This is a genomic window from Streptococcus sp. NLN64 (assembly GCF_015831295.1).
GTDB lineage: Bacteria > Bacillota > Bacilli > Lactobacillales > Streptococcaceae > Streptococcus.
Genome location: NZ_JADXDQ010000006.1, coordinates 14,272 through 37,790, shown reverse-complemented (window position 1 = coordinate 37,790; position 23,519 = coordinate 14,272). Strand labels below are relative to the sequence as shown.

Below are 23,519 nucleotides of genomic sequence, written 5' to 3'. Positions count from 1 at the left end.
CCCCTTAAAAAGATTTTCTTAAAATCAACTCACTTGGAACCACCAATCTCTGCGGCCCCTTGTTTTGTTCTTCTCCATGTAATTTTCGCAAGAGGTGAGCAGCAGCTACTCTACCAATCCGATAAGAATCTTGTCGAACACAGGAGATACTTGGATTCAAAACCTGCATCCAATCCAGATCCTCGTAGGATCCTAGACCAAAATCTCGAGGATACTGATAGGAACTTCCATTAATAATTTTCATAAAATCCAATAAAACAGGACCATTCATGGTAAAAAAACCCAAACCTTTTTGAGCCGATGCTAATAAATTTAAAATCCTATCTTGACTATCTTCCTCTCCCAAAATGAGTAATCGCGATGGTTCAGCTCCAATTTCCTCACAAAAACCCTGATAGCGTTTTTCCCGAGTAGAAATTCCTTCAATAGGATAGGTCACAAAATAAAGATCCTGATAACCTGCTGCTTTCATATTCGCTAAAAACTCTCGAGTTGACTCAATATTGTTGGATACCACCGTATCTAAAAACATATCTTGCGATTCACGGTCTATCATTACTGTTTTCTTTGGATCCAACTGCCTCAAACTTGGTAGATTGGCATCTATTGGGTCCAACAAAATACCGGATACATTTTGCTGGAGCAGACGATGGATATTCTCTGCTTCAATATCCGGATGATCATCCGAATTTGTAAAAAGGACACTATATCCATTCTCTTGACACTGGTCATGAATCCCTTTCATCACAGACGAAATAAAGGGATTGGTAATATCAGCAATAACAACACCGATACTCTTCGTATCTTTAGTCGCCAGACTTTGAGCGATTTTATTCGGTTGATAGCCTGTTTCCTCTATCACTTGGCGAATTTTCTCTTGTGTGGCCAAGGACATTTTGGAACGGTTGCCATTCAAATAATAGGAAACCGTGGCTTTGGACACACCCACCATATTTGCAATGTCTTTGATTGTTACCTTGCCCATGCAACTACCTCCCGAAATCAACTATTCCATACTATCATAGCACGTTTTTGAGAAGCCAGTGGAGGAAAATCACAGGAAATACCGAAAAACAACGGTGCCTATTCCACACGTCCAAGAGAATCTGTGAAAACTATGGTTATACGAGATTTCAAAAAAGCTAGATCTGAATCAATCCCGTCAACCTCCAACATAAATCAAAAAGGTGGGGAACTATTGCCCCAGCCTCTTTTCTGATTTCTGATTTTTCAGTTGTTTTTCGATTGACTCAAATGCATCCGCTGACCGTAGAGTTTTTCAATGCGGTAACGGAGGGTTTTCCTGTCATCCGGGGAGGGTACGTAGGGTGTCAGCAGTTTTTCCAATTGCTGGCGGAGTTCTACTCCCGAAGAGAAACCACCTGGTTCCTGGATGAATTGTTGGATGCGATGGATATCACGGGATTCCAGAATTGGAGAGACTTGCAGGGTTGGTGCATTAACTTCGAAGCCATCACTAGTGGTGATGACTAAATCAACCTCGATGAGATCTTCTACACTCCTGTATTGTTCGGTGGTAAAGACTGCATGAATCATTTCGTTTGGTAAATGGTACTGAATCTGTTTCAGTAACATCTTTTGAATCGCCACTCCTTCGTCAGATACCAGATAGATGTGGAGGATTTCCTGGCCCTTATCCAGAGGAGTTTTGAGGGAGCCTCCCATTTGAATACTGAGGTCAGCGATGTCATCCTCGGTTAAGTGAACATCCCAGGCATCTTCCAAAATTTTTGAAGTAACCCGACAGTAAGCGAAGAGATCCGGGTACTTGCATTTGATCTGCTCCAACAAGGGATTCTTGCTGAAAATGCCATAGCGTTTGCGGAACAACAAGGCTTTAAAGTGCATGGTCAGCTGGTTAAGGAGTTCTTCCGGTTTGCCGACGATATACTTAGATTGATTTTGAAAATACCAAATATAATGTTCCAAAGTCGTTCGCAAGTCTTCGAAGTCCTCACTGGTTGCATGTAAATCAGTATCCTTACGATAGGACAGCAGAAGGATGGTTAAAACCTCCAATTCAATACAGTCCAACTGAATATTCTTTTCTTCGGCCAAGCAGGACGCCAAGTGTTGAGCAGCCTTGTATTCTACGCGTTCACGGACCTGGGCAAAATCCGCTTGCAAAAGCTCTTTTTGATCCGTATCCAAGTTCATGTTGCGATAGGCTTGCAAGAGACAAGGAAGAATTTGTGTCAGAGATGTCAGCTCTTGGCGATTAATCCGCTTGCCGACAATTTTTTCCAAATGCGTCCATTCCTGTCTAGCAATTTCCTCAAAGTCATTCAATAGGTCTACTAAGTTTAATTTTTCTTTTAAAATCGAAAGAAAAGGCGCAGCTCCATCCGAAAAAACACTATAGAGCAAATGGTAAATATATTGCACCTTGGCGAAAGGTTCAGCTCGCAGAACGTACCCTTGGGCTTTGGTCGTCATCAAGGTTAGTTGGAACTGATCCAACCGAAGAAGGCGGCGCATTTCACTAAGGTCGCTGAGAACGGTGTTACGAGACACTTCAATCAGCTGCTGCATCTTCTCAATGGTCACGCGCTCAGTGGAAATAGCAATGTAAAGGGTCAGGAGCTGAATCCGTTCCTGACTATTCAAAACATAAGAATAGGAATCAATACGATCCAGCAAATGTTGGCAAGCGTCCTTCTGCTCTTGATTTAAAAGTAAACCAATCCGTGAACGGGGAACCAAGGGAGTGGTGTGATCTGGCAAAGCCTCATTGATTTTATCTAGATGGTAGTAGATTTTTCGTCGAGACTGCCCCAGATGCTTGGCAATATCTGAAATCGTTTCCGGTGTTGTTAGATGCAACAGATGCTGTAAGAGGGCACTACTACTTTTATCGATGGCCATGGCTTCAATTTCCTCCAATTTCTTCACTGGTCACCAACCATAGAACCAGTCTCTAACAATATGATTCCCGTTCCAACCACCAAAGAAAGAACCACGATATTCATACAACTTTTATAGTCTTTTAGTTTGCTTTTAGTACAAGGCAGCGAGTCGCAGACAGTACTGAAGTACGGCAAGACGAGCTAACACAGTAATAAAAGATAAACTAAAAGAGTATATAAAACTTATATGAAGTATTCTACCACTCTTGGAAAGGGATTTCAAAAAAATTGAACGGGATCAGGACCCTTGTCCCAATCCCGCTTTCATCTATTTCATGTCAATTTCTTAATGAGATTGGTCCTTCTGACCATAGTAGGCATTGGGACCATGTTTGCGAAGATAGTGTTTGTCCATCAAGAACTGAGGTGCTTCCTCAACTTTAGGATTTATCGTCTCCGTAAAGCGCGCCATTTTCGCAACTTCTTCTAGAACGACACTATGATAAACCGCTTCCTCAGGCGATTTGCCCCAAGTGAACGGACCATGATTGCGGACCACAATCCCCGGAACCGCCATCGGATCCAATTCACGCTCCCGGAAGGTCTCAATAATAACCGTTCCAGTTTCCATTTCATAGGCCCGATTGATTTCATCCTCTGTGAGCGAACGCGCTGCTGGAATTGGCCCATAGAAGTAATCGGCATGAGTTGTTCCATAAAAAGGAATGTCACGGCCAGCCTGGGCCCAGCCAACAGCTTCTGTCGAGTGTGTATGAACCACCCCACCGATTGCTGGGAAGGCCTTATAGAGTTCAACGTGGGTGGCTAGGTCAGAAGAAGGGTTTAAATCACCTTCGACAACCTTACCATCTAAATCAGTGACCACCATGTTTTCGGGTGACAACAAATCATAGTCGACACCACTTGGCTTGATCACAATCAACCCTGCCTCACGGTCAATCGCCGAAACGTTTCCCCAGGTAAATTTAACCAAACCATGCTTAGGCAGGGCAATATTCGCCTCATACACCCGTTGTCGTAATTCTGGTAATAACATTAAAGACCTGCTTTCTCAATTAATGGGTATAGGAAGGCTTGAGCTTCTTGAATCGCAGCCCTAGTCTCCTCTACTGTCTCACAATTCTCGGACCACATTTCAATCAGGAATGGACCTTGGTAATTGGTATCTTTTAGAACACGGAAGACTTCCTCCCAGTCCACACAACCTTGACCAAAAGGAACATCACGGAATTGCCCCTTACTTGTCTCTGTTACTGGATAGGTGTCCTTCAAATGAAGCGCAGCAATCGAGTTATGTCCCAAGAGGAACTCTGAATACAGGTCATTGTGCCAAGCTGATACATTCCCTGTGTCTGGATAAACAAAGAGGTAGGGAGAATTGATTTCCTTTTCAATCGCCAAGTACTTCTCAATACTGTTAATAAATGGATCATCCATAATCTCAATGGCCAACATCACTTGAGCTTGTTCGGCCCAAGTACAAGCCTGGCGAAGGTTTTTCAAGAAACGTCTCCGAGTTTCTGGCGATTTTTCTTCGTAATAAACGTCATAGCCTGCTAGCTGAATGACCCGAACACCTAAATCTTGAGCCAATTCGATACAAGCCTGCATGGTTTCCAAGGACTTCGCCTCCAGTACAGGATCATTAGACCCCAGAGGGTAACGACGGTGACCTGAGAAGCAGATGGTCGGAATCCGAATCCCAGTTTCATAAATGGCCTTCACCACTTCCAAACGCTCTTCCTTGCTCCAGTCTAAGCGAGCTAGGCGGTCATCCGATTCGTCCACAGACATTTCCACAAAGTTAAAACCAAGTTCCTTGGCAAATTCCAAACGTTCCTTCCAAGTAAAGTGCTTCGGTGTTGCTTTTTCATAAATACCGATTGGACGTGTCATAACTTACCCCCAAATCCGACGAATTTCATCCTTAAATTCACGCGCCGCTTGAGCAGGATTCGCAGCCTCTGTAATTCCACGACCAGCGATGAAGGTGTAGACATCAATTCCTTCAAAGAGTTTCAAGGTATCGACATCCAAGCCACCTGTCACAGAAACTCGGAAGCCCATGTCGATCAATTTCTTAACCTTGGTCAAATCCTTCTCACCCCAAGTTTCCCCAGCAAGAAGGGCATCACGAGATTGGTGATAAATTGCTTGAGAAATGCCTGCATCAAGCCAAAGTTGTGCCTGCTCATAGGTCCAATCACCATACAGTTCAATTTGGATTTCACCCTTGTCCCCACGAACCTCTTTGATCGCTTTCAAAGCGGCTTCCATCGTTGGAATCGTTGCGCTACAGATACAAGTCATCCAGTCCGCACCGCGTTTAGCATTGTTGGCTGCCACAGTTCCTCCAGCATCCGCACATTTTGTATCCGCAACAATAACTTTATCAGGGAATAAATTGCGCAGCACTTCTACCAATTCACTTCCAACCTGCAACAAACAGACCGTTCCAGCTTCAATAATATCGACTTCATGACCAACAGAAACAGCGGCTTTAATAGCTCCTTGCAAGTCTGAGTGGTCCAAGGCAACTTGTAAATTTGGAATTTGTGTCATTTCTCTCTCCTTTTATTCCTTTATTTCAACAGTGACATTTGGTCTCTTAGCTATTCAAGTCCAGACCTTCCAGATAAGGACTATTTTTAGATTCGTCAATCATCGCTAGAACATCTTCTGGGCTTTGGCAGTTGCTCAAACGTTCAATGGAATTTTCCAATTCAAAGAGGGCAATGATTTGTGGGATTGCCACGCTGGTATGGATTTCAGAACTTGTTGCAGCCAAGGCCAAGAGCACTTGCACTTCTTTGCCATCTGAGAAAGTAACGGGCTCTGTCAAGGTAATCAACGAGAAGGAATCCCGATTGACACCAGCTTCTGGACGCGCGTGCGGCATAGCCATCCCTGGCATCAAAATATAGTAGGGACCATATTCTTCTGTGGATTCAATAATGGCATGGTAATATTCTTCCTTAACCGCCCCACTCTCAATCAACGGATCAATCGAAAGACGAACAGCTTCTTGCCAAGTATTGGCACTCAAACCGAGGCGAATGGAATTGTTTTCTGTCAAAGCTTGTGTTAGGTTCATGCTGGTACCTCCTACTATAAAAGAGGGAGCAGGAGAATTCTCCGTGCTCCCTTTGTGTAACTGTGATTAAAGAACTTGTGACAATTTTTCTTTAATTTCTGCGTCATCCATTAGGTTATCCAAGCCGATAATGTGGCCATTCGTACGTCCTTCCAACTCATTTACCAAGTGGATAGAAGCAATTACAATGTCATAACCAGATGCCAACCCTTTTGCCTCACCAACACTACAAGAGTTCACAGTGAAGTCTGATTGACCAAGACCACGAAGGGCATTTTCAACCTTCATTTTAATAACCATGCTGGATCCCATACCGTTTCCGCAAGCTGTTAATACTTTAACCATAATGATTCTCCTTTATTTTTTAATCTTCTGAAGGAATTTGACCTGCATAATACGCTTCTTTATCTTTCGCTTTCGCAAATTGCAATTGAGGAATGATCAAGAAGAAGAGGCAGACCAAGGCAAAACCGATAATACCGAGATATTTGAACATGTAAGCGAATGGTACCCATGGAATATCAAAGTCGATGTTTCCGTGGTATCCACCATAAGACGCCAATCCGAGAAGGGAAACCGCAATCGCTCCAACCGCAACCTGGATAATACCAGAGATGAAGGAAAGAGTGAGGGCTGCCTTCCAACCACCACGCTTATCTGCATAAACTGCAATGGCTGCGTTGTCGAAGAAGACCGGTACAAAACCTGTGATAATCAAGACTGGGTTCTTGAAGACAATCAAGAGGACAATGGTTACCAATTGACCAAGGAGACCAAAGGCAAATCCTGAAAGCACTGCATTTGGAGATCCAAATCCATAAGAAGCTGCAACGTCGACCGCTGGGAAGGAACCTGGCAATAGTTTGCTTGAGATACCTTGGAAGGCATTGGTCAACTCCGATACGAACATCCGTACACCCTGCATCAAGATGAAGAGGTAAACAGAGAAGGTAAAGGCAGTCTGAATAATGTACATGAAGAAGGATTGCTTCTCAGCTACATAGACAGTACCAGAAGTGATGACTTCCGCATTGGACATGATTTCTGGACCCAAGACTGCAAGAATAGCGCCAAAGAAGACCAACATCAACGTCGCAGAGGCTACTACGGTATCGTGGAAAATGGAGAGGAATTTAGGCAACTTCAAGTTGTCCAAGTTCTCTTCTTTCTTCCCGAAGAAAGGAGCTACCTTATCCACAAACCAAATCGCAAATTGTTGTTGGTGACCGATGGCAAATCCTCCACCGCCAGTCAAACGTTGAGTGGCTTCAACCGTCATATTTGAGCTAACTGCCCAATAGAGACCACAAATCACACCGATAGCCAAGACACCCCAGCTGTTGCGCAATTGCGGAACCAAGAGTAGAACAATCAAGGAAATGGTAGCCGCTTGTTGCACCATGATGTGCCCTGTGATGAACAAAGTCCGCACTTTGGTAATCTTCCGAAGAGCTACCAAGAGGATATTAACTCCGAACCCAATCAAAAGCGCTGTTGTAGCTGCTCCGACAAAGTCCGGGAAGTCTTCCGCAATTTTTGTATTGGCTGCGGTCAAACCAAAGTAAGGATCAATAACCGCCGCACCAATCTGGAACTTATAGTTCAAAGCTGCCAAGATAGGACGGAAGGTTGTAACCAGACCACCAGCGCCGACGTTCAAAATCATGTAGCCGACCGTGGCCTTAACGAAACCTGCAAAAACCTCATGGCCTGGTTTCTTCAAAAGGGCATATCCTACTAAAACGAGGAGACCTACGAAGAAGGCCGGATTTTGCAGAATGTTCTGCGAGAACCAATTGAGAATATTAATAATGATATTCATCTTACGACTCCTTTCCTAATTGTTCTGCCGTAATTAAAGTATACGCTTACATTTTCAATCAAAAAAGACCAAGAGTTACACAGACAAGTGTTCACTCTTGGATTGAAAAGCAATGAGCACTCCTCCCCTCACAGGAGATAGGCCATTTTTTTAGGAAACATTCTTTTGGTAAAAATGAAAACTTTGCTATACTAAACTTAGGTTTTACACAAAACGAAAAAGACTATTTAGGAGAACATTATGGATCAGAAACCCGAATCCCATGTTTTAGGGATTATTGCACTAACCCTAGCGGTCCTCGCCTTACTGGGCTCATGGGTTCCTTTTTTAAATTACATTTCTTGTATCCTCGCCCTTATTGCTCTGGTTCTTGGAATCATTGAACTGTATAACAACTGGAAAAACAAGAAGGCTTTGGGCATCGTAAGTACTGCCTTAGCGGTGTCAGCCATCGGTATTTTTTTGATGACACAATCGGTTTATGAGGCAATCGTAAAAGAAATCTACACAAACTATGAGACTTATCTAGAAGATGACGAGGCTTATACAGAATCCGAATTCATATGGACCCAAAAAGATTATGATGACCTTGTTCTCGGAGATGGTGCTACGGGAGCTGGTGGAACCAATCTAAAAGATGTCATCTCTCGCTTTGGCGAACCAACTTCAACCAGTGACGGCACCGCCGAAACTGACACCCAAAGATTCCAAACGAAAACGGCTTACTACGAGAGCAGCCTATACGATGATTACCGATCCGTAACCTTGACCTTTGTCAAACAAGAAAACGGGGACTGGCTCTTGGTCTTTAAATCTGCAACCGACCTAGACACTCATCCGGAAGAAGCTGAACAAGAAACGGTGACCTGATATCATAAGAAAAAAGAGGCTGGAAACTGATTCCAACCTCTTTTTTTGAATTCTTTTACTATACTATTGAAAAGCTTAGTATGTTTGAAATGCAATGAGTCTAAAAGAGTATTAAGAGTATACAAGATGACCAATCTTTTCAAGACACACAAAAAGAGCACACAATCTACATCGCTTAGGGCTGCTGGATTCCTCCCCTGACCCGCTTCACGCAAGACTGTTGCTCCACTAAGTATTATACCACAATTTTGCTTTTTGTCGACTATTTTTCTTCCTTTAGTCTTAAATCCCCAGGCTAACGACGATAATAGATGTTTTCTTCCATCTCTGCCTGCGGCGCTGCGTATTGCGGCATCAGATAAATCCGATCTTGGCTTTTGTCAGACTCATACGATTGAGCTGGGGTGTTCAGAGCTTGGCCGGCTGGAACAAAAACAAATACCGGTGGACTGGACTGTCCTTCCGCAATGCTCCAGGCTATATCCCCATTCACTTCTCTAAATCTCGCTGCAGTATAGGTCTGTCCATTCATGAGGATTTTGTTACCAGAAAGTTCAAAGCTATTTCCACTTACGCTCATCCAGCTTCCTTGGATACTGGAGAAGTCCCCAGCTGCAATGGCTTCCTTGTCACCAGATGATTTTTGACTTGTGGTGGAACTCTCTGGACTCGCTTTGGTATCTGTTAGCTGCACCCAATTGAGGTTTTCAAGAGGGACTTCATTCTCCAGACGAAACATTTCTAGGGCCTGGTCTTGTCCATTCTGGAATTCTTTCTCCTCGACGAATTGTGCTGTTCCCCCCTTAGCAGAAAGCTGATAGTGTTGAACCTTTCCCTTACTACCATTCAAACGATAGGCAAGGATCTGACCACCCTCAAAGACTTGAATACTTTCTGCCGACTCTGGCAGGAGGGAGGTCGGTTGACCATTATTGAGATAATAGAGATCCATTACCCGAACCGATCCATCCCCGTGTTTCGAGCCAAGCAAGAGTTCAGGCTGACCATTTTGGTCAATATCCACCATTGCATAGGACAGAGACTGATTAGAACCAAAGCCTGACAAGACATCCCATGTATCTTTCATTTCCTCCAACATCGGTTGATAGGCTTGCTGGGCAGCTTCTCCTGAGTCAGCCTGACTAGACGAATTGGAACTAGCCACCTTTTCGATGAGTTCCTGCCCCTTTTCACGCACAGTTGTTTCAAGGCTGCAGGCAGTCAGGAGACTGGTTGCCAGGAGTACGCCAACTAGAAATTTCTTTTTCATAAAACGCCTTTCATTCAGAAATAAGACTGGAGAAAGTTCCAGCCTTATTTTTCATTTTTTCCTTCTTTCGCGGAAAAAGCGCTGCATAATCCCTGCACACTCTTCTTCCAAAATCCCGACCTCAACCTCTACTCGATGATTGAGGCGGCTATCTTCGAGAATGTTATAGAGACTACCAGCAGCTCCGAATTTAGGATTGGTTGCCCCATAAACAACTTGCGGAATTCGAGCCAAGCCAATGGCACCGCTACACATGACGCAGGGCTCGATGGTCACAAATAACGTTGTATCCAAAAGGCGCCAATGCCCCTCATGGGCATTGGCAGCTTCAATTGCCATAATTTCTGCATGAAGAACGGCACGATTCAGAGTCTCACGCGCATTGTGGCCACGTCCGATAATCTGACCGTCTTTTACTAGAACACAACCGATGGGAATTTCCTCCAAGGCCAATGCCTTTTCTGCTTCCGCCAGAGCTTCACGCATGAAGGCTTCTTTTTCTTCTAGACTATAGTCCATCGAGGTTGCTCCTATTGACTCCAAACACTTTCTAAAATGTTGGTTTGTTCCCGACCTGGACCAACAGAGAAGGTTGAAATCCGAACACCCACCAATTCTGAAATCCGACGAACATAGTTACGAGCATTTTCTGGCAATTCTTCCAAGCTGCGAACGCCTGTGATGTCTTCAGACCAACCTGGCATTTCTTCATAGATTGGACGGCAACGTTTGAGCTGTTCCAAGCTAGCTGGGTAGTAATCAATGCGCTCACCATCAAGATCATAAGCCACACAAATTTTCACGGTGTCAAAGCCGCTGAGGACATCGATGGAATTAAGGGAAAGGTTTGTGATCCCTGAAACACGACGGGAATGACGCATCACAACTGAGTCAAACCAACCAACACGACGTGGACGACCTGTAGTTGTTCCGTATTCATGACCGACCTCACGAATGCGATCACCGACTTCATCAAATAATTCTGTTGGGAATGGACCATCTCCAACTCGTGATGTATAGGCCTTGCAGACACCTACTACCTTGTCAATCTTACTTGGACCAACTCCTGATCCGATGGTAACCCCACCAGCGACTGGGTTGGAAGAGGTTACAAATGGGTAGGTTCCTTGGTCAATGTCCAACATAACGCCTTGTGCACCTTCAAAGAGAACCCGTTTCCCTTGATCTAAGGCGTCATTCAAGATAACAGAAGTGTCTGTAACATACTTCTTGATTTCCTGTCCGTAGGCATAATATTCTTCAAAGATTTCCTCAAAATCTAAAGCCTCAGCGCCATATAACTTTTCAAAAATTCGATTTTTCTCAGCAAGGTTGATTTGCAGGCGTTCCTTGAAAATATCTCGATCTAGGAGGTCTGCAATCCGGATTCCAACCCGTGCCGCTTTGTCCATATAAGCAGGGCCAATTCCTTTAATCGTAGTCCCGATTTTATTTTCGCCTTTAGCATCTTCTTGCAGTTGATCCAAACAGATGTGGTAAGGCAAGATTACATGTGCCCGATCAGAAATACGAAGGTTATCGGTTGAAACTCCTTCTTCTGCTAGGTACTGCAATTCTTTCACCAAGGACTTGGGATTAACCACCATCCCATTTCCGATCACAGAAATCTTCTCAGGGAAGAAAATTCCTGACGGGATTAAATGCAATTTGTATTTCTTTCCATCAATCACAATGGTGTGCCCAGCATTGTCACCACCTTGATAGCGGGCGATTACTTCCGCATTCGCAGATAAAAAGTCCGTAATCTTCCCTTTTCCTTCATCACCCCATTGGGTTCCCACAACAACAACTGAAGTCATTTCTCGTCTCCTGCTCTTTTTCGAGTGGTCGGGACAAAAAGTCTCAACCTTCCTAACTTAACTAGTAAAATCACTCTGAGTCCGTCTACTTGTGTCCACTTCTATTCCTTGTTCGCTTTTTGGACTATAAATCCGATTTAAACATGTTTTCACAAGCATATCCACGAACAAAACTCTGTTCGGACACACTCTAAGAAGTTTTTACGTCCTATTATACCTAATTTTCGGAATTTTTTCAATTTTTATGCAGTCCTCTCAGACTTCCGTCGGAAGTTCCACCCATTTCCCCCACAAATCCCCTTTTTTTGCTAGAATATTCTTAGGAAGATAGAGGTTATATATGAACAGAAGAAAATCCTTTTTTCACAGTCGTTTTTATAATTCCAGTGCGATCACCATCCTACTCATCTTACTATTTCTTTTCTCGACCATGATAGATCCACTAGAAATTTTAATGCTGCCAAGTCTCCTCTTTATCGCTGCCCACCGTATTCATGTTTCTTCTAATAAAAAATTAAGAATAGAGTACCTGCGTCAGGATATCCAGAAGGTGGACCTCGATTTAAAACAGCTAGACTTTTTTCGAGACAAGGGCGATATCCAGGCCTACCAGGAATTGGCTGGTCCAACCTTGGAACGGTTGGAAACAATCCAAGCTGAGGCCATTGACCTACGCAAAAAACTAGGCCTCAAGCGCTACAATACCATTAGTAAAACCGCTACTAAAAACCAACAAAAAGTCAACTACCAACTCCAAGAATACAAACAACTAGACTATCAGGAACAACTTCGCCTCAAGGAGGCTTATGTGGAACCTATAGACGATAACCAATGGGAAGGTCCAATTCCTGAAGAAATTCGAGAAACCTATCTCAACATCCAAAAGGATCATCAGGAAATTATACGCAAAATCGAAAACTCCACTGGTGGCAACCAGCAAGAATTGATGGCTGTCCACCAAAGCCAGATGAAGAACTTCCAAGAAATCCTCAATGGTTACCTCAAGATTTACCAAGATCCAAAAGATTACTATCAGGCCCAACAACGCCTCAAGAAGGCACAAGTGGCTATGGAACAGTTCGACCTACTCTTGGACGAAACCCTTAAACAATTAAACGAAACCGACATGCGGGACTTCGAAATCAGCCTCCGCATTTTAAGCCCTGAAAACGAAACAGGAGAACATAAATGAGCGAATCCTTCAACTTTGACATTGACAACATTGCGAACAAGGCCCTCAAACAGGACAAGACCAGTGAAATTATCCTAGCCAGTGATCCTGGAAATCCCAACACACCCAGCCTGCAGTTTTTTGATAAACTCACTCCCCAGCAACAATCTGCTATCCAGGACCGTACTCCACAACTGGTAGACCAATTCTTGGAAGATAAAAATTCCCTTTTGGATTTCGGACAAGAGGCTGTGGAAAACGTCAACATCACGGTCAATAAAATCCTTAGTGAGCAGAAGAAGCTGGAAATCCCACAAGTAGACGACATTCTCAGCCAGACAAACCGCGAATTAAACGGCTTCGTCGCGAAGTATAAAGATGCTAAACCAGCCGATCTCGAAGAGAAACCAAATTTCTTGCAAAAACTCTTCCGTCAGGGCAAGAACAACCTGCAAGAATTCTACTTCGACTCCCAAAGCATCGAGAAAAAAATGGATGGGATGGCCGCAGCTGTTGTTAACCAAGAAGGAGTCTTGGCCCGCAACATTGTCTCAGCTGAGATGCTAATTGAGGAAAACACCAATTCTATCGAAAATCTAGTCGGAGTCATCGCCTTTATCGAATCCAGCCAAAAAGAAGCTGGCGATCGCGCTTTCCAACTCCAACAGGAAGTGGCTAGCCTTGACCCTGCTAGCATCGATTACCAAGTCAAATCCGATCAGTTGGCTCACCTAACAGAAGTGGTCAATATGCTCGAAATCCAACACACGGAATACATTAGCCGCCTATACGTAGCCTGGGCAACCACCCCACAAATGCGGAACTTGGTCAAGGTCTCTACGGACATGCGGCAAAAATTAGGGATGCTCCGTCGCAATACCATCCCTACTATGAAACTATCGATTGCTCAACTCGGAATTCTCCAACAATCCGTCCGCTCTGGTATGACCGCCGATGCCATTACCAATGCCAATAATGCGGCCCTAGAGCTACTAGCAGAAACCAGCAAGGAAGCCATTCCAGCCTTGGAACGGACCGCTCAAAATCCAACCATGAGTGTCCAGGCTGTGACAAAGCTGGCCGAAAGTTTAGTCGTGCAAAATCAACAAATTATCCAAGCCATCGAAGACGGTAGACAAAAACGGGCTCAACTGGAACAAACCATCGTTGAATCGGCCAACAGTATCAATGATTCTGTCAAACTTCGCGACAAAACCATTATTCAAAGCCTCCTTAATCAGGGTGTTTCGGCTCAAAAAGAAGTCGAACAACATACTGAATAAGGCTGAGCGAAGACTTCTTGCAGACAGTGGAACTTCAATTTCCAGATAAAAAACTCGTCCTTCCTCTAAATTTATACTCGAAACAGTTCGAAATCTGAAACGAATTGTAATCCAGGAATTGGATTACAATTTAATAGGTAATGAAGCAAGCATCGCTTGCCATCAATCTGATGACGATAGTTCAACGGGTCTGGAAGACCTGTTGAATTTTGTCAATGAAGCGTGCAAGACACGCAATCAATGAGTTCGGCGAAGAGGCTTGACAAAGTCAGATTTTGAAATTCAATGAGTCTAAAAGAGTATAGCGCAGACCAACTCTATGCAGAGCCCCTTAGCTAGCATTGAACCCCAAAAATCCCGTCAAGTCCTTTTTCGACTTGACGGGATTTTTCATCTTTCATAAGTAGCCCAGCCATCTACAATCTGAACGACCTGATAGCCTTGTTTCTGTAAGAGAGCACTAGCACGCTCAGCTCGGATCCCCTTGGTACAGACTACATGATAGACTGTGTTCACGTCCAATTGGTCTAAGCGATCTGCCAATTCGGGTTCGGGAATATTGAGAGAACCCTCAAAGTGTCGAGGAGCGAAGTCTTCGCGATCTCGAACATCTAACACAGCCACTTCTTTCTCATCCAGCAAGGCCCCCAATTGGGCCATCGTCATTTTCTCCATCATAACCCCCTAAGGATTTTTACTGTCCAGTAAAATAGTCACTGGCCCATCATTCACCAGAGCCACCTGCATATCCGCCCCAAAAACACCTGTTTCAACAGGAACAAAGTCCGCTAAGAGCTGGTTAAAGTCCTCATAAAGGGACTTGGCCAAATCTGGTTGGGCTGCCCCGGTAAAGGCAGGGCGATTGCCTTTTTTAGTTTGGGCGAAAAGAGTGAATTGGGAAACGGATAAGATGGCGCCTCCAACATCCTGAATGGAACAATTCATTTTCCCTAGGTCATCGGAAAAAATTCGCATATTGACGACCTTCCGACAAATATAGGCTAGATCATCCGCAGTATCAGCAGGACCAATCCCTACCAACAAGAGAAAGCCAGTGCCAATGGCAGCTTGAACTTCCCCATCAATGGAAACAGAGGCTTCCTTTACTCGCTGTAATACAACCCGCATAAACAGCTCCTATCCATTTGTCCTTTTAACAGAATACACATCCGGAACATTCTTGATCCGATCCACGACCGTGGTCAAGTTGGCTAAACTTGAAATACCAAAGGAAACGTGGATGGTGGCGAATTTCATATCCTTGGATGGTTGAGCATTAAACATGGAAATATTCTTGGTTGAATTGGAAAGCACCTGCAAGACATCATTGAGCAGACCTGTCCGATTGAGGCCGTAGATATCAATATTAGCGGTATATTCCTTATGGCCTGAGCCAGTACTCTCCCACTCAACATCCAAGAGTCTTTGTTCATAGTTTTCTTGCGAACGCAGGTTCATACAGTCTTCGCGGTGAACCGCAACCCCACGTCCCTTGGTGATATAACCAACAATGGCATCACCCGGAACAGGGTTACAACACTTGGCCATCCGGATGAGCAGGCCCGGTGCACCTTTCACAGAAACTCCTTCTTCCTGTCTAGACTTGGTGTTGGCAGGCTTATCACTCTTGATTTCCCCACCTTGAAGGAGTTCTTCAGCTTGGGCACGTGCCTTCTCGCGTTCAATCTCTCGGCGTTCTTTTTCCGTCAAGCGGTTAAAGACAGAAATGGCAGAGGCTTCCCCAAATCCAATGGCTGCATAAAGGGCCTCTTCAGACTTGTAGCTAGATTTTTCCAAATAGACATCCAAGTGTTTCTTATCCAAAAACTGATTGGCCTGCATATCATGCTGCTGGAATTGCTCCACCAAGAGCTCCCGTCCCTTATCAATCGACAAGGCCTTATCTTGATTCTTGAAGAACTGACGAATGCGGTTGCGGGCCTTGCTGGTTTTAACAATGTTAATCCAGTCACGACTTGGACCAAAGGAATTGGCTGAGGTGATGATTTCCACCTGATCTCCAGTCTTAAGTTTGGTGGTCAATGGCACCATCCGGCCATTCACTTTTGCACCAGTAGCCTTTTCCCCAACCTTGGTGTGGATTTCATAGGCAAAATCGATTGGCACGGAATCTTTGGGGAGGGCACGGACCGCACCGTCTGGTGTAAAGACATAAATTTCTTCCGCCAGAAAGTCTTGTTTAACCGTATCCACAAATTCCTTGGCATCCCCAGATTGCTCTTGCAAGTCCATCATCTCGCTAATCCAGTTCATACCAATAGCGGATTCTTTACTGTCAACCTTGCCCTTAATCCCTTTTTTATAAGCCCAGTGAGCCGCAACCCCGTACTCGGCAACTTCATGCATTTCCTGAGTCCGGATTTGAAACTCAATCGGCCCTTTGGGACCATAGACAGTCGTATGGATAGACTGATAACCGTTAGCCTTTGGATTGGCGATATAATCTTTAAAACGTCCCGGCATTGGCCGCCATAGTTCATGGACATACCCCAACATGGCATAAACTTCGCTCGGTGTTTCTAAAATACAGCGAATAGCGATGAGGTCATAGATTTCTTCGAAACGCTTTTTCTTATCCTGCATTTTACGGTAGATGGAATAAATATGTTTGGGACGACCATAAATCTGACCATCCAAATTCCGCTCGGCTGCGTACTTAGTGATTTTAGCAACCACTTCATCCACGAGCGCTTCCCGTTCTCGCCGTTTTTCTTTCATCAAATGGGTAATCTTATAAAATTCAACCTCATTCAAATAGCGGAAGGATAAATCTTCCAGCTCCCACTTGACGCTAGAAATCCCCAAACGATGGGCCAAGGGTGCGTAAATATCCATAGTCTCACGGGAAATCCGTTCCTGCTTGTCCTTGCGCAAATGCTTAAGAGTTCGCATATTGTGCAAGCGGTCGGCCAGCTTCACCAAAATCACGCGCATATCCTGAGACATGGCCATCAACATCTTACGGTGGTTCTCAGCCAACTGCTCCTCATGAGACTTGTACTCCACCTTCCCCAATTTGGTCACGCCATCCACAATCAGGCGAACCTCTTTGGAAAATTCACGCTCCAAATTGTCCAAGGACACAACTGTATCCTCCACCACATCGTGTAGGAAACCACAAGCCACGGTTACCGCGTCCAACTTCAATTTGGCTAAAATTCCAGCAACCTGAATCGGATGAATGATATAAGGCTCACCAGACTTACGGAACTGACCACTATGGCGATCAATTGCATAAATCAAGGCTTTTTGAACGAAGGCCACATCCTCAGGTGATAAATATTCTCTCGTAAGGGCAACAACCTGGGCCCCTGTTAAATTCTCTTCTTTTGACATCCTGCTCCCCCTTGTTCTTGTCCCCTATTTTACCATTTTTCCTTTGGTATGAAAACACTCCAAGCCTATAGAAGCAAGCCTCCAGCCCACTTTTCCCCTTTTTGAGAAAAAATCCAAAGAGGTTTTTTGATCATCGGATCTTCGATACTCAAGCTTAAGAACTTGTAAGCCAGCAAGGGCCAGGAAAGCCAAGTCACACACCGCCTCCTCTGCCCCGCAACCAGCCGCGTCAAATCCAAAGACAGCCGCTTTCGCCCCCGCTCCCCCTGCCAAGTCTCCCAATTAAGGGAAACGGACCAAGCAAAGGGAAAGGCTGCCACTCCCCTATTCTCCCAAGTCAAAATAAGGCAAGTCCCCATCAAACTAGACACAAATTGGACCTGCGGCAACCAGATCTGATACCCCAAACAAGCCGCTACAGCCTGAAACGTTTCGGAATTCCGAGGCAAGGCTGGCCCCAAAAAAGACAAACCCAACCCTCGCATCTGAGCCAGCAAGTCCCGTCCTGGCGGCGCCCACAAACAATGAGAGGACCACTCACCCCCTAGCACCCGCTCCACACCAGCCTGCCCCAAGCCACGCATCTGAGCCCCATCAAACGACGGACCGCCCCGCATCAACTCCTCCAGCCAAACCCGCGTCTGAGCCAGATCCCCCAGCTCATCATGATAAAAACCATAAGACTTCCCCCAGTCCAGCCAAGCAAAAGGACGCCGCAGACAAAAATGACAGTCTCGAAAAGCCAGCAGCCAAGGATCTACGTAAAAGCGCTGGGCAAACTCCCCTTGGGGCAACGGTCCCAAGTTAGCAAGCTGGTGCCACTCCCCCCAATGGCCCAATCCCCCTAACTCTACATAGGCCACCAGACCATCCTGCCCCCAAGCTTTCCCCAAAGCCAAGACCAAACGCTGATAAGCCGCCGCTAAATAAGGATGATGATAATCCGGAACAAGACCTCTTCCAAATGGACTGATATAGGGTTTGGCAGGAACCTTCTCCAAGATCCAAGCTGGCAAACCCGACGTCCTCTTAGAACTAGGACGATCTAGGACGAGTCGAAAAACCAAACGTTGTCTTCGCTGCCGTAGGTGGGAGAAACCCAAACGCTGCTCCCAACCCACAAAAGCGAACTCCCCCTCTTTGGGCTCCAAATCTCGCCAGGTCAAGGATAAAAAGCAAAGACGACTCTCCCTAGCATCTGAACTTCCAATATCTGGCGCATACCCCACTAAGGGGCGCTCCTGCAAGACTTGATACTGCCACCGTTTACACTGATACATCACTCTCCTCCATAAAAGCAGACCCTTCCCTTCCCCACCCAAACATGCTATGCTAATGAGAGAAAGTAGATTTGCACCTAGAAAGGAACCTCATGACTGACAAGACGATCATTCTAGAAAAAGCGAGAGCCTATGTCTTGCAAGAATTAAAGGATGAAACCTCTGGCCACGATTGGTGGCATATCCACCGGGTCACCCAAAACGCGCTCCACATCGCCCAAGAGGAAGGGGCCGATCTCTTTATTTGTGAACTAGCCGCCCTTCTGCACGATATAGCAGATGCCAAATTAAATGAAAGCGAGGCCGCTGGACTGCAAAAAGTACAGGACTGGTTAATCCGTAACGGGGTTTCTCCTAATGACCGTGACCATATCCTCCACATCATCCAATACATGTCCTTCAAGGGAGGCACCCAAACCCATATCTCCTTAAGCCTCGAAGGGCAGGTTGTCCAAGATGCTGATCGCCTAGATGCCCTAGGGGCTATCGGAATCGCACGAACCATGGCCTACTCTGGTCACGCTGGCAGACCCATCCACGACCCCGCCCGAAAGCCACGAGAACAACTCAGCTTGGAAGACTACCGTAGCGGTCAAGACACAGCCATCCTGCACTTCTATGAAAAACTCCTCAAGCTCAAAGATGGCATGAACACTGCCTATGCCAAGAAACTAGCCCAGGGACGACACCAATTTTTAGAGACCTATTTAGAGCAGTTTTATGCGGAATGGGAGGCAGAACGCTAATACTCATGAACTGTTATAGTCTTTTAATTTCAAAATCTGACATTCAGTGAATCTATGGATTGCCAACCTTGCACGCCTTATCGCCGTTATTCAACTTTTGAAAGAGCCGAAAAACCCGGGACGAGGTCCCGGGTTTACTTGTTTATTCGAATTTCGCAAAGATTTCTTCTAATTTCTGAGCTACATTTGTATAGGTGTGTCTGGTTTTCAAGGCATCTTGAGCTGGACGACCTAGCACATGATAGGTCATCTGCTCTTGCAGCTGGCCTAGTCTCCTACGCGCCAAAAACATGAGGATCAGACTAGCTAAGAGGAAACCACAACCCAGATAGGCTGGGGCTAGCCAAGCTAGCAGGCCAGTCAAGCCCAAGGATAAGGTCGCAAAGACCTGGGCTAACTGCTTGGCTCCCCGATAGTCCGCAAAATAGAGCAGGGTAAGAAGATAGGCATTGGCAATACCATAGATTCCGTAAGCCAAACATAACTGATTCAAAAGGAATAGACTCCCAACTGGCAAACTGGCCTCCATCGGTAAGAGCAGAAGGTTGAGCCCCACCATGAGCAAACTGGTCGCAATGACCTGTTTCCAAATGAGATAGCCCAATTCCCTCTGTAATACCCGCATCATCTCGCGCTCAGCCTGTTGCAGACTGAGGTAATTCCCTTTTTTATTATATAAAAGGAAAAAACGATGAAAGTGCGGATAGAAGAAGACTTCAACAGAAATAACATAGGTGACCAGGCCAAAGAGGGTTAGGAGAAAGGCCAAGAGCAGGCCAAACTCATAAGCAGGAGCTTGGCGAAAGAGGCCTGTGACCTGCTGGCTCAAGGGACTATAGAGGGCCACAACGATATGTCCATAGAGCCCTAGGAATAAAAGGGGGCCAACAGGGGCCAAATCGGCATAGTCATCCACCCGCCGTAAAAAATCAAAGGAGAGACGGTGATTGCTAGGGTAGTGCAACAAAATCTGCCCGACCATCCGAATCAGGATAAAGCCATAGGCCAGACAGGCTCCTAAGAGCAGTCCCTGATTGAGACCAAAGAAGGAAGCTAGACCACCCGTCAAGACCAGGATTCCGGCTGCCAATACAAAGGCCTTACTAATGGAGCGGTACTCCTGAATGGCGGTTAGATACTGGATGGAGTTCCAAATCAAGGTCAGAACCCCAAACAAGAGTAAATTCAAAAGATAGGCCCATGGTCCCAAACCAGCGAAAAGAAGGAAGGTACCATAGATCACCGTCCCCAGAAGGAGCAGCAAGACACTAGAGGCAAAAAAGGAAGACAAGACCTGATCTTCTCGGTCCTGGTAGAGACTGTCGGCTAGGTAGCGACTGACCAGATAGGAGAAGAAGCTCTGTATCCCTAGAGAGGCCAACATCGCGTAGGTGATTCCTGTCAATACCTGCATCCGACTGCTCGCATCTATCAAGGTAAATTGAGCTAAAACCTGTACCAAGCCAACCAAAAAGAGACCGAGCAAGAAGGGACCGACGTAAATCAGACTGGTAAACCCATAAGCCTTTTCCTTAGACAAGGGTGTCTGCTCATCGTAGATTTTTCGTAATTCAAAACCGATACCGGCCACTAGCTCAACCTCCCTTCATACATGTGTTGGTATTGCTTAATCATTTGTTGGTGTTGATAACTGCGCGCCACTCTTTGGCGACCCACCTGCCCCATCCGCCAACGAGCCCCTTCAGACAGGGCCATCTTCGTCATAGCCTGTCCCAAAGAATGACTATCCGTTGGTGGAACCGTGTATCCTGCCAAGCCAAGGTGATCAAAAGGTCCACCTTCTAAGAGTTCTCGGCAAGCACCGACATCCGTTGTCACACAGGGCCGACCAGCCGCAAGCGATTCGAGAACGGCCAAAGGTTGTCCCTCTGACAGACTGGAAAGAACCGTGAAATCCAAGTCACGCATATAACTACGAACATCCACGCGCCCTGCAAAGATTACCCGATCCAAGCCCAAATCTTCCACCAGTTGGTAACACTGCTGAGCATAGTCTGGATCAACCGTATCTCCCAAAATATGCAAGCGCACGTAGGAAAGTTCCTGACTCACATCCGAAAAGGCCCGAATCAGATTCAATACATCCTTAATAGGTGCCAACCGAATCACAGCACCGATGTCTACCCAGTCACTTGGTCCCTTGAGAGGAATCCCATTAAAGCGCTCGTAGTGAATTCCGTTGGAAATCACCTTCGTTTTCTGAGCAGGAGCCCCCAAGGACACTTGGATTTTCCGAGCATTTTCAAACAGGGAGGTGATCCTCTCAGCCTGGTCATAGGCCACCTGGGCCAATTGGTTAAAGTACTGAACCCAAGCCTGCTTCATTGCATGGAGAACCCAGCTAGAACTGAGAATCTCTTCCTCCCGCTCACGGCTATAAATTCCATGTTCCGTCACAAAAAGCGGTCGACCCGTCTGATGACTAGCCATCGCTCCCAAAAGTCCGGCATACCCTGTCGAAATAGCATGATAAGCATCCGCATCTGGAATTTCTGCCCCCAGAACCGTCAAAAGTGGGGTAAACATGGATTGAATTGAATAGTAATAATCGGTAAAAGGAACCAAGGGGTAAGACCGCTGGGCTTCTGCTTCTACCCAAGTGATAAAATCCGCACTTCGAGTCAGCCAAGCTGGATCCAAGCATCCTTCTTGGGCCGACTGGAAAAGCTGAGACCAAGAAGGCTCCTCCCCCTGAATAAGAGCTTGTACGTTCGATTTTTCCTGCTTCCTCAAAACAGGGGTTCCATCAGAGCCAACCTGTGGTGGCTGATCGAGGAAGACCTCATGGAAGGCCACGACATTGGCAGGCATCTCATAGACCGGATCCGTAGACACTGAACCTCCTGGATGCACCGTCCAAATCACAAACTCATGTTCTGGTAAGGATTGAATATAGTCATGAGCCCAACTTGACACACCTCCATGAACATAGGGGTATGAACCTTCAAAAATAAGGGCAATTTTCATACTCTTCTCCTTTCATAAGCTCCATCATTTCTAGACACGACCTTCCAAACGTTGTTCCCAGAACCGTAAATGAGCTTCATTCTCATGGGTAATATAAATCCCTTCTTCCCGCACAGAAGCCAAGGCCTTACGGAAATTCCAGGCATCATGTAATTCAAAATAATAGCGAAGTAGAAGCATCCAGACTTCTTCCTGATCCGACCAAGTCGATAAGAGGTGGTAGAGCTCTGCTTGAGCTGCCTCATAATCTTCCAAATCCAACTGAATTTGTGCCAAGCGGAGATGCCCCTTATAGTTATTGGACCGCTCCACCTGCTCCTTGGCCAATCGGCCTGCCTGCAGAAGATAAGCACGACGAGCCTGCCCTTCCAACAGTCCCGACCCCAAGTAGGCCTCTAAAGCTTCCTGATACTTTTTGAGACGCGCAGGCTCATGAGGCGCTTCCTCATAGAACTGCCGCAAACTCCGAATGCCCCGCTCATAGTCCTCCTGCAAACCTGCAATCACACTAGCCGCATAGTGGACAACCTCAGAATCACCATGTTGGCGGGCCATATAGAGCAACTCCAAATTATCCTTAGCCTGCTCCATGGGCAAGTCCAACAACAAGCCGCGAGCCACCTGACCATCCTCCAACAACAGCGCCGTCTCCAGAGGTAGAACCGGATTCTGATGCGGATCCACATCCACCCCCTTAGATTGGGTGGTCACATCCCATTCAACCGGTTCTTCCACCAATTTTAGATCCAATTCAATTTGTTGACTCAAATGAACAATAGAAAGCAGCAAGGGACCGAAAATCGGTAGAAGAAAGGCAAAAATCACATAATAACCAGGAAAATGAAAGACTCCCCGTTTGCCTTGTCTGGTCAAGTAACTAGCCCAGATCAAATGGAGGGCCAACACAAGGCCCATAAAGGTCCATTCCAT

The 23,519-nt window shown here is 45.8% G+C and carries 22 protein-coding genes and 1 other RNA gene; 4 read left to right on the top strand and 19 right to left on the bottom strand.

What is annotated here, in order from left to right; all coding sequences use genetic code 11:
* Positions 1-4: 4 nt before the first annotated feature.
* From I2503_RS01890 to I2503_RS01855, 8 genes are all read right to left on the bottom strand, one after another.
* Complete coding sequence (locus I2503_RS01890; protein ID WP_196966837.1) at positions 5-985, bottom strand: LacI family DNA-binding transcriptional regulator; 981 nt, start codon at positions 983-985, stop codon at positions 5-7.
* Between the two features lie 245 nt (positions 986-1,230).
* Positions 1,231-2,913 carry a transcription antiterminator gene (locus tag I2503_RS01885; protein ID WP_196966836.1) on the bottom strand — a complete coding sequence of 561 codons (1,683 nt, stop codon included), beginning with the start codon at positions 2,911-2,913 and terminating at the stop codon, positions 1,231-1,233.
* 300 nt (positions 2,914-3,213) lie between these two features.
* Entirely contained in the window at positions 3,214-3,924 is a 711-nt protein-coding gene (locus I2503_RS01880; protein WP_196966835.1) for an L-ribulose-5-phosphate 4-epimerase, read from the bottom strand.
* Positions 3,924-4,784 (bottom strand): L-ribulose-5-phosphate 3-epimerase, encoded by an 861-nt coding sequence (locus tag I2503_RS01875; RefSeq protein ID WP_196091656.1) that lies wholly within the window; start codon positions 4,782-4,784, stop codon positions 3,924-3,926. Before I2503_RS01875 ends, I2503_RS01880 begins: the two co-directional genes overlap by 1 nt.
* A 3-nt stretch (positions 4,785-4,787) precedes the next feature.
* Positions 4,788-5,450, bottom strand: a complete 663-nt coding sequence (locus I2503_RS01870) for a 3-keto-L-gulonate-6-phosphate decarboxylase UlaD (protein WP_196966834.1) — start codon at positions 5,448-5,450, stop codon at positions 4,788-4,790.
* A 46-nt stretch (positions 5,451-5,496) separates the two neighbouring features.
* The gene (locus I2503_RS01865; RefSeq protein ID WP_196091654.1) at positions 5,497-5,982 is read right to left on the bottom strand and encodes a PTS sugar transporter subunit IIA; all 486 of its coding nucleotides are present in this window, start codon (positions 5,980-5,982) and stop codon (positions 5,497-5,499) included.
* A gap of 66 nt (positions 5,983-6,048) precedes the next feature.
* A complete protein-coding gene (locus I2503_RS01860) occupies positions 6,049-6,327 on the bottom strand; it encodes a PTS sugar transporter subunit IIB (RefSeq protein WP_160332611.1) in 279 nt (92 codons plus the stop codon).
* 19 nt (positions 6,328-6,346) lie between these two features.
* Positions 6,347-7,804, bottom strand: a complete 1,458-nt coding sequence (locus tag I2503_RS01855) for a PTS ascorbate transporter subunit IIC (RefSeq protein ID WP_196091653.1) — start codon at positions 7,802-7,804, stop codon at positions 6,347-6,349.
* 240 nt (positions 7,805-8,044) lie between these two features.
* Between I2503_RS01855 and I2503_RS01850 the strand changes: the two genes are divergently transcribed.
* Positions 8,045-8,674, top strand: coding sequence for a DUF4190 domain-containing protein (locus I2503_RS01850; RefSeq protein ID WP_196091652.1), 630 nt, complete (start codon positions 8,045-8,047; stop codon positions 8,672-8,674).
* Positions 8,675-8,814: 140 nt separating this feature from the next.
* Here the strand turns inward: I2503_RS01850 and ffs are convergent.
* The 4 genes from ffs to I2503_RS01830 all read right to left on the bottom strand — a co-directional run bounded on the left by ffs (position 8,815) and on the right by I2503_RS01830 (position 11,764).
* Positions 8,815-8,911: signal recognition particle sRNA small type (ffs, locus tag I2503_RS01845), an RNA gene on the bottom strand.
* Between the two features lie 58 nt (positions 8,912-8,969).
* Positions 8,970-9,944, bottom strand: coding sequence for a hypothetical protein (locus I2503_RS01840; protein ID WP_196091651.1), 975 nt, complete (start codon positions 9,942-9,944; stop codon positions 8,970-8,972).
* A 51-nt stretch (positions 9,945-9,995) separates the two neighbouring features.
* Positions 9,996-10,463, bottom strand: coding sequence for a tRNA adenosine(34) deaminase TadA (tadA, locus tag I2503_RS01835; protein ID WP_196091650.1), 468 nt, complete (start codon positions 10,461-10,463; stop codon positions 9,996-9,998).
* A gap of 11 nt (positions 10,464-10,474) precedes the next feature.
* On the bottom strand, positions 10,475-11,764 hold the full coding sequence (locus tag I2503_RS01830; protein WP_196966833.1) for an adenylosuccinate synthase: 1,290 nt from the start codon (positions 11,762-11,764) through the stop codon (positions 10,475-10,477).
* A gap of 340 nt (positions 11,765-12,104) precedes the next feature.
* On the opposite strand from I2503_RS01830, the gene I2503_RS01825 reads away from it, so the two are divergent.
* Entirely contained in the window at positions 12,105-12,956 is an 852-nt protein-coding gene (locus I2503_RS01825) for a hypothetical protein (RefSeq protein WP_196091648.1), read from the top strand.
* Positions 12,953-14,218, top strand: coding sequence for a toxic anion resistance protein (locus I2503_RS01820; RefSeq protein ID WP_196966832.1), 1,266 nt, complete (start codon positions 12,953-12,955; stop codon positions 14,216-14,218). Before I2503_RS01825 ends, I2503_RS01820 begins: the two co-directional genes overlap by 4 nt.
* A 390-nt stretch (positions 14,219-14,608) precedes the next feature.
* On the opposite strand, the gene I2503_RS01815 is transcribed toward I2503_RS01820, so the two are convergent.
* The 4 genes from I2503_RS01815 to I2503_RS01800 form a co-directional block, all read right to left on the bottom strand.
* Entirely contained in the window at positions 14,609-14,896 is a 288-nt protein-coding gene (locus I2503_RS01815) for a rhodanese-like domain-containing protein (RefSeq protein WP_196091646.1), read from the bottom strand.
* A gap of 6 nt (positions 14,897-14,902) precedes the next feature.
* Positions 14,903-15,346: a D-aminoacyl-tRNA deacylase gene (gene dtd / locus I2503_RS01810; protein WP_196091645.1), complete on the bottom strand. Its 444-nt coding sequence runs from the start codon at positions 15,344-15,346 to the stop codon at positions 14,903-14,905.
* Positions 15,347-15,355: 9 nt separating this feature from the next.
* Positions 15,356-17,575, bottom strand: a complete 2,220-nt coding sequence (locus I2503_RS01805; protein ID WP_196091644.1) for a bifunctional (p)ppGpp synthetase/guanosine-3',5'-bis(diphosphate) 3'-pyrophosphohydrolase — start codon at positions 17,573-17,575, stop codon at positions 15,356-15,358.
* A 65-nt stretch (positions 17,576-17,640) separates the two neighbouring features.
* Positions 17,641-18,855 carry a hypothetical protein gene (locus I2503_RS01800; RefSeq protein WP_196966831.1) on the bottom strand — a complete coding sequence of 405 codons (1,215 nt, stop codon included), beginning with the start codon at positions 18,853-18,855 and terminating at the stop codon, positions 17,641-17,643.
* Between the two features lie 92 nt (positions 18,856-18,947).
* On the opposite strand from I2503_RS01800, the gene I2503_RS01795 reads away from it, so the two are divergent.
* Positions 18,948-19,601, top strand: a complete 654-nt coding sequence (locus I2503_RS01795; protein WP_196966830.1) for an HD domain-containing protein — start codon at positions 18,948-18,950, stop codon at positions 19,599-19,601.
* Positions 19,602-19,743: 142 nt separating this feature from the next.
* On the opposite strand, the gene pelG is transcribed toward I2503_RS01795, so the two are convergent.
* Genes pelG through I2503_RS01780 form a run of 3 tightly spaced genes read right to left on the bottom strand, consistent with a single transcriptional unit; the run spans position 19,744 to position 23,519 of the window.
* Positions 19,744-21,192, bottom strand: coding sequence for an exopolysaccharide Pel transporter PelG (pelG, locus tag I2503_RS01790; RefSeq protein WP_196966829.1), 1,449 nt, complete (start codon positions 21,190-21,192; stop codon positions 19,744-19,746).
* A complete protein-coding gene (gene pelF / locus I2503_RS01785) occupies positions 21,192-22,589 on the bottom strand; it encodes a GT4 family glycosyltransferase PelF (protein ID WP_196091640.1) in 1,398 nt (465 codons plus the stop codon). The genes pelG and pelF overlap by 1 nt, the downstream gene beginning before the upstream one ends.
* Positions 22,590-22,619: 30 nt before the next feature.
* Positions 22,620-23,519 carry a hypothetical protein gene (locus I2503_RS01780; RefSeq protein ID WP_196091639.1) on the bottom strand — a complete coding sequence of 300 codons (900 nt, stop codon included), beginning with the start codon at positions 23,517-23,519 and terminating at the stop codon, positions 22,620-22,622.